This window comes from Kitasatospora sp. NPDC056783 (assembly GCF_042789895.1).
Classification (GTDB): domain Bacteria; phylum Actinomycetota; class Actinomycetes; order Streptomycetales; family Streptomycetaceae; genus Kitasatospora.
In genome coordinates this window covers 1-5,249 of record NZ_JBHUAF010000490.1, presented here as the reverse complement: position 1 = coordinate 5,249, position 5,249 = coordinate 1, and the positions used below count along the sequence as shown (strand labels likewise).

Genomic DNA, 5,249 nt, shown 5'->3' with positions numbered 1-5,249 from the left:
CCCCTGAAGGCCCCCTGCCCGTCGGCAGGGGGCCTTCGCGCGTACGGCCGGGCGCTCCGAGGCGTCCTCGTTCCAGGCCTGTCCTAAAGCTCCTCCACCACCTCCACGCCGGGGCACTCACGCGCCAGGTCGGCGAAGAACCGCTCCCCGTCGATCACCGCCTCCGGCGGGTGCACCCCCGCCGAGCGCACCGTCCCGTCCAGCAGTTGGGCCAGTCCCAGGCCCGCCGGGACACCGGTCGCCTCCGCCATGTCCGCCAGCAGCCCGTCCGCCCCGGCCAGGTGGACGAGGACGGTGGCCGGGCGCCCGTCCCGCGTACCGGTGGCGGCGGCGAAGAACGGCGGGAGGGTGCCCGGGCCGCGCAGCCGGGGGGCGCGGGCCGCGGCGCGCAGGGTGCGGCGCACGGTGGGCCGGTCCAGATCGGCGGCGGCGCTCTCGTTGGTCAGCCGGCCGGAGTCGAGGTCCTCGCGCAGCACGTCCAGGTAGGCGGCGGTGCCGGTGGTGAGGACCATCAGGTTGGCCGCGTCTCCGCCGGGCCGCAGGCTGCGGTGCAGGGTGACCGGCTCCGGGTGGCCGACGGTGTAGGCGGTGCCGTGGCGGCCGCCGGGCAGGTCGAGGGTGACCGGGCGCAGCGGGCGCCGCCGGACGAGCCGGCCGCCCTCCACCGCCGCGACCGTCCCGCTGATCTGCTGCATCCAGTGCACGGCCGCCGCCGACACCGCGCCGTCCGGGTCGCGCAGCGAGGTGTCCTCGCCGGCCGCGGCGCCGACGTCGACCGGCCAGGCGGTGTGGACGTCGGTCAGGGTGTCGAGGCGGGCGGCGGCCCGGGCGGCGAGAAGGTTGCTGATGCCGGGGCTGGCGCCCAGGCCGATCACCGCGCGGACGCCGGCGGCGCGGGCCTCGCCGTCCAGTTCCAGCATCGCGAGGGTGGGTTCCCAGTCGTCGCAGATGTCCAGGTAGTGGGTGCCGGTGCGGATCGCGGCGCGCAGCACGTCGAGGCCGTGGCGGTAGTACGGGCCGACGGTGTTCAGCACGGCGTCGGCGTCGGCGAGGGCGGCACGCAGTTCCCGGCCGTCGGTGACGTCCACCCGGGCGGCGCGCACGGGCACGGGCGAGCCGGCGGCGAGGACGGCGGCGGCGCGGCGGGCGGCGTCGAGGTCGCGGTCGGCGATCACCACCTCGTGGGCGCCGGGCGGTACGTCGCCGGACAGGCCGGCGACGACCCGGGCGGCGACGCGGGTGGAGACCCGGCCCATCGCGCCGGCTCCGCCGAGGGCGAGCAGTCTCATCGTGGGTCAGCCCTTCCGGTGGTCGAGTGAGGTGAGGAAGTTCCGCATGCCGTCGAGGTAGCCGGGGGTGAACAGCGAGCGCGGCGCGGCGATCGCCAGGAAGGTGCTGCGCAGCTCGGAGTCCTCGATGTCCTTGGGCACGATGTTGTGGGTCGAGTCCGGGAAGCGGAGCACGTGCAGCAGGCCCGGGGTGCCGATCAGGCGGCGGTAGGCGGCCTCGGTGTCGTCGCTGTCGACGTTGACGTCCTGGCCGCCGAGGACGAGCTGCACCGGCACCCGGAGGGCGGCGACGTCCTCGGTGGCGTCGGCGAGGTGGTTGCGCTTGTTGAAGGCCCAGCGATCCGGGGTCAGTCCCTCGGTGCCTCCGCCGGCGGCCCGGTACTGCTCGAAGGTGTCCGAGGCGCGCAGCGCGGCCAGGTCGCGGTCGCTGCGGGCGACGGCGGCGGCGGTCTCCTCGGGTGAGGCGTGGCGCTGCCGGAGTTCGGCGAGCAGGTTGTAGCGGCCCTGCCGGAGCCAGTTGACGGCGGGGGCGACGGCGATCACGAACTTGACGTCCGGGGACTGCCGGGCGGCCTTGGGCATCACCCAGCCGGCCTGGCTGGCGCCCCAGAGCCCGATGCGGTCCGGGTCGATGCCGGGCTGGGTCCTGGCCCAGCGGACCGCCGCGAGGGTCTCGTCGGCGCGGTCCTGGATGCTCTGGTCCAGCCAGTTGCCGGGGGCGTTGTTCACACCCGGCTTGTCCCAGGAGAGCGTCGCGTACCCGGCCTTGGCCATGGCCTCCCACATCGGCCGGTAGAAGGTGTCGTGGGTGGCGTCCATGGGGCCGTCGCCGTGGACGAAGACCACCAGTCCGTACGGTCCGTGGCCGCCGGCCGGGCGGGCCAGCACGGCCTGGAGCGGCTGCTTGCCGCCGGTGACGGTGACCCGTTCCTCCGTGATGTCGTACTCGTTCTGGTACACCACCCAGCCGCCCGCGCCGACCAGCAGCACGACCGCGGACAGCAGTGACACCCAGAGCCACCGGCGTCTGCCGAACATCTTCACCCCGACCATATCGTTCACTTTCATATCGCTCGTTTCAAAAACGAACGTATCAGATATGAACGATTCAAGCGACGCCACCGGTGACCGCACGCCGTTGCCGGTACGCCGCCGTCGGCACGCCGTCGTCAGTACGGCGTTGTCGGTACGGCGTGGCAGGCTGAGGGGCATGTGCGGCCGCTTCGTCTCCACCACCACGCCCCAGGACCTCGTCTCGCTGCTCGGCGAGCTCCGGTGGGACCCGGCCGAGGCCTTCGCGCCGAGCTGGAACGTCGCCCCGACCGACCCGGTCCCGGCCGTCCTGGAGCGCGTCGACCAGGAGACCGGAGAACTGCTGCGCCAACTACGCCCGCTGCGCTGGGGCCTGGTCCCGTCCTGGTCCAAGGACCCGTCCGGCGGCGCCCGCATGATCAACGCCCGCTCGGAGACCGTCGACACCAAGCCCGCCTTCCGCAAGGCCTTCACCGCCCGCCGCTGCGTGATCCCCGCCGACGGCTACTTCGAGTGGCGCGAGGTCCCCGCCACCGCCGACCGCAAGAAGTACAAGCAGCCGTACTTCCTCAGCACCGGCGGCCTGATGCTGATGGCCGGCCTCTACGAGTTCTGGCGCGACCGCACCCGCCCCGAGGGCGACCCGCTCGCGTGGCTCGCCACCGCCACCGTGATCACCACCGACGCCACCGACTCCGCCGGCCGCGTCCACGACCGGATGCCGCTCACCATCGCCCCCGACGACCTCGCCACCTGGCTCTCCCCCGCCCACACCGAGCCCGCCGAACTCCACCACCTGCTGCGCCGCCCCGCCGACGGCGCCCTGCGCGTGCGCGCCGTCCCCACCACCGTCAACAGCGTCCGCAACAACGGCCCCGAACTGCTGGACACCGCCCCGGACCCACTGGGCCTGGCGGACCGGGAGCGAACCGAGGAGAGCAGATGACCGGCACCCCCGCGAGCGTCGTCGAGGCCGCGTTCCGCCACTACCGGTCACAGGACCGGGAGGCGGCCCAGCCGTTGTACGCCGAGGACTTCACCTTCACCAGCCCGCAGGACGACCGCATCGACAAGGAGACGTACTTCCGGCGGTGCTTCCCCACCGCCGACCGGTTCGGCGAACAGCGGCTGCTGCACGTCACGCCCGCCGACGGGGAACTCGTCTTCGCCCACTACGAGTACGAGTTGGCCACGGGCGGGCGGTACCGCAACGTCGAGGCGATCACCGTGCGGGACGGGCTGATCCGCGAGGTGCAGGTCTTCTTCGGCGGGCGGCAGCCGGACCCGAAGGCACCCGTGGTGCCGTGAACCCACCGCCCCACCGGGCTGCCCGACCCGCCGGACCCAGGGGAACTCGCCCACGACGAAGGCGAGTCGGCCACCGGCGGTCGGCACCGCGACGTCGAATCGGTCACGGTGCGGGGCGTGCCGGCCCGCGGGCTCGTGCCCTCCCGGCTCCACGAGATCGCCGCGCCCGCGCGCGCCGGACACCCGCCTTCTGCCTGCGGCAGAACACCGGCCCCACCGGCCCGGCGATCACTACGCTCCAGACTCATGACGACGGTTACCACGCGCACGGTCGAGTACCCGGCCGACGGACTGACGATGATCGGGCACCTCGCGCTCCCGGCCGGTGCCGGCCGCCGGCCCGCGGTCCTGGTCGGGCCCGAGGGGGTGGGGCTCAGCGACGTCGAGCGCCGCCGGGCCGACGCTCTCGCCGAGCTGGGATACGTGGCGCTGGCCTTCGACCTCCACGGCGGGCGCTACTTGGGCGACCCCGAGGAGATGCTTGCCCGTTGCATGCCGCTCCTCGCCGACCCCGACCGGATGCGAGGCATCGGCCACGCCGCGCTCGACGTGCTCCGCGCCGAGCCGCGGACCGACCCCGACCGGATCGCCGCACTCGGCTACGGCACCGGGGGCGCGATCGCGCTGGAACTCGGGCGCGACGGCGTCGACCTGCGCGCGATCGGGACAGTCAACGCGCTGACCACGGGCCGACCGGGCGAGACGGCGCGCATCCGCTGCCCGGTGTGGGCCGGGGTCGGGTCGGAGGACCCGATCATGCCACCCGCGCAACGGGACGCGTTCACCGCCGAGATGCAGGCCGCGGGCGTCGACTGGCGCCTCGCGGTCTACGGCGGCGCCTTGCACGCCTTCCACCACCCGCCGGTCGACCACGCTGTGCTCCCCGGCGTCGGCTACCACCCACGGCACGCGCAACGAGCCTGGCGTGACATCGTCGACCTGCTCGCCGAGTGCCTGCCGATCACCGAGTGATCCGTCGGCGACCCTAGGGCGCACCGTAGTCGGCGAGCAGCTCGGCGGCGCGGGGAGCCGGGACGGGCCGACCGTACTCACTCCATGATCGTCGGGTCGGTTCCGGGCCGGCCCAGGGGGAGCCGGGGGTCGTCGACCGACGCGCCCGGGTCCGGCAGTCCGGCGACGGCGCAGAGCAGCCGTTGGGCGCCGGCGGCGGCGAGCAGGGCGCTCAGCAGCGGCGGGACTCGGCAGCCGGGTCGACGGGCGCCGCCACCACGGTGTTGTCCGGCACCAGCGGCCCGTACGGCGGCGCGACCAGCTCCGCCCGCCCGGCGACGGCGGCCTCGGCGAGCAGTTCCTCGTCCGACCGGTCGGCGACGGACGGGTGCGTGTCGGCCCACTGCCGTAGCGTCTCGGCGGCCCGACACGCCGCCTCGGCCACCCGCGCCTCCGGGCCGCGGAGCCGCAGCCGCAGGTGCGGCCCGAACTTCCAGTGCCGCTCGACGTGGACGGCCGACCCCTCGGCGGCCAGCCGGCCGGCCAGCGGCAGCACGGCCTCGCGCAACGCGCGGGCCTTGTCGGGCTGGTAGTGGTACAGCACCACGTCCCAGCCGTTCACGGCCCCCTGGCCCTCGGCCGGGTCACTCATCGTGCGCCTCCTCGGTA

General features: G+C 74.5%; 6 protein-coding genes. 3 read left to right on the top strand and 3 right to left on the bottom strand.

The genetic code is table 11. The features are described 5' to 3' along the window. Positions 1–83: 83 nt before the first annotated feature. Both ACFRMQ_RS37655 and ACFRMQ_RS37650 read right to left on the bottom strand, forming a co-directional pair. Positions 84–1,289 (bottom strand): saccharopine dehydrogenase NADP-binding domain-containing protein, encoded by a 1,206-nt coding sequence (locus ACFRMQ_RS37655; RefSeq protein ID WP_380735371.1) that lies wholly within the window; start codon positions 1,287–1,289, stop codon positions 84–86. Positions 1,290–1,295: 6 nt separating this feature from the next. Beyond that, a complete protein-coding gene (locus tag ACFRMQ_RS37650; protein WP_380735370.1) occupies positions 1,296–2,357 on the bottom strand; it encodes an alpha/beta hydrolase family protein in 1,062 nt (353 codons plus the stop codon). 142 nt (positions 2,358–2,499) lie between these two features. On the opposite strand from ACFRMQ_RS37650, the gene ACFRMQ_RS37645 reads away from it, so the two are divergent. The 3 genes from ACFRMQ_RS37645 to ACFRMQ_RS37635 all read left to right on the top strand — a co-directional run bounded on the left by ACFRMQ_RS37645 (position 2,500) and on the right by ACFRMQ_RS37635 (position 4,601). Next, on the top strand, positions 2,500–3,267 hold the full coding sequence (locus tag ACFRMQ_RS37645; RefSeq protein WP_380735373.1) for an SOS response-associated peptidase: 768 nt from the start codon (positions 2,500–2,502) through the stop codon (positions 3,265–3,267). Continuing rightward, complete coding sequence (locus tag ACFRMQ_RS37640) at positions 3,264–3,629, top strand: nuclear transport factor 2 family protein (protein ID WP_380735369.1); 366 nt, start codon at positions 3,264–3,266, stop codon at positions 3,627–3,629. Before ACFRMQ_RS37645 ends, ACFRMQ_RS37640 begins: the two co-directional genes overlap by 4 nt. A 246-nt stretch (positions 3,630–3,875) precedes the next feature. Then, positions 3,876–4,601, top strand: coding sequence for a dienelactone hydrolase family protein (locus ACFRMQ_RS37635; RefSeq protein WP_380735368.1), 726 nt, complete (start codon positions 3,876–3,878; stop codon positions 4,599–4,601). 211 nt (positions 4,602–4,812) lie between these two features. Here ACFRMQ_RS37635 and ACFRMQ_RS37630 read toward each other — a convergent pair whose 3' ends face one another. After that, complete coding sequence (locus ACFRMQ_RS37630) at positions 4,813–5,232, bottom strand: lantibiotic dehydratase C-terminal domain-containing protein (protein WP_380735367.1); 420 nt, start codon at positions 5,230–5,232, stop codon at positions 4,813–4,815. Positions 5,233–5,249: the final 17 nt, after the last annotated feature.

What these genes read in the sequence shown, in the direction of transcription:
- ACFRMQ_RS37655 (WP_380735371.1), bottom strand. Translation starts at nt 1,289, where the DNA reads ATGAGACTGCTCGCCCTCGGCGGAGCCGGCGCGATGGGCCGGGTCTCC.
- ACFRMQ_RS37640 (WP_380735369.1), top strand. Translation starts at nt 3,264, where the DNA reads ATGACCGGCACCCCCGCGAGCGTCGTCGAGGCCGCGTTCCGCCACTAC.
- ACFRMQ_RS37650 (WP_380735370.1), bottom strand. Translation starts at nt 2,357, where the DNA reads ATGAAAGTGAACGATATGGTCGGGGTGAAGATGTTCGGCAGACGCCGG.
- ACFRMQ_RS37630 (WP_380735367.1), bottom strand. Translation starts at nt 5,232, where the DNA reads ATGAGTGACCCGGCCGAGGGCCAGGGGGCCGTGAACGGCTGGGACGTG.
- ACFRMQ_RS37645 (WP_380735373.1), top strand. Translation starts at nt 2,500, where the DNA reads ATGTGCGGCCGCTTCGTCTCCACCACCACGCCCCAGGACCTCGTCTCG.
- ACFRMQ_RS37635 (WP_380735368.1), top strand. Translation starts at nt 3,876, where the DNA reads ATGACGACGGTTACCACGCGCACGGTCGAGTACCCGGCCGACGGACTG.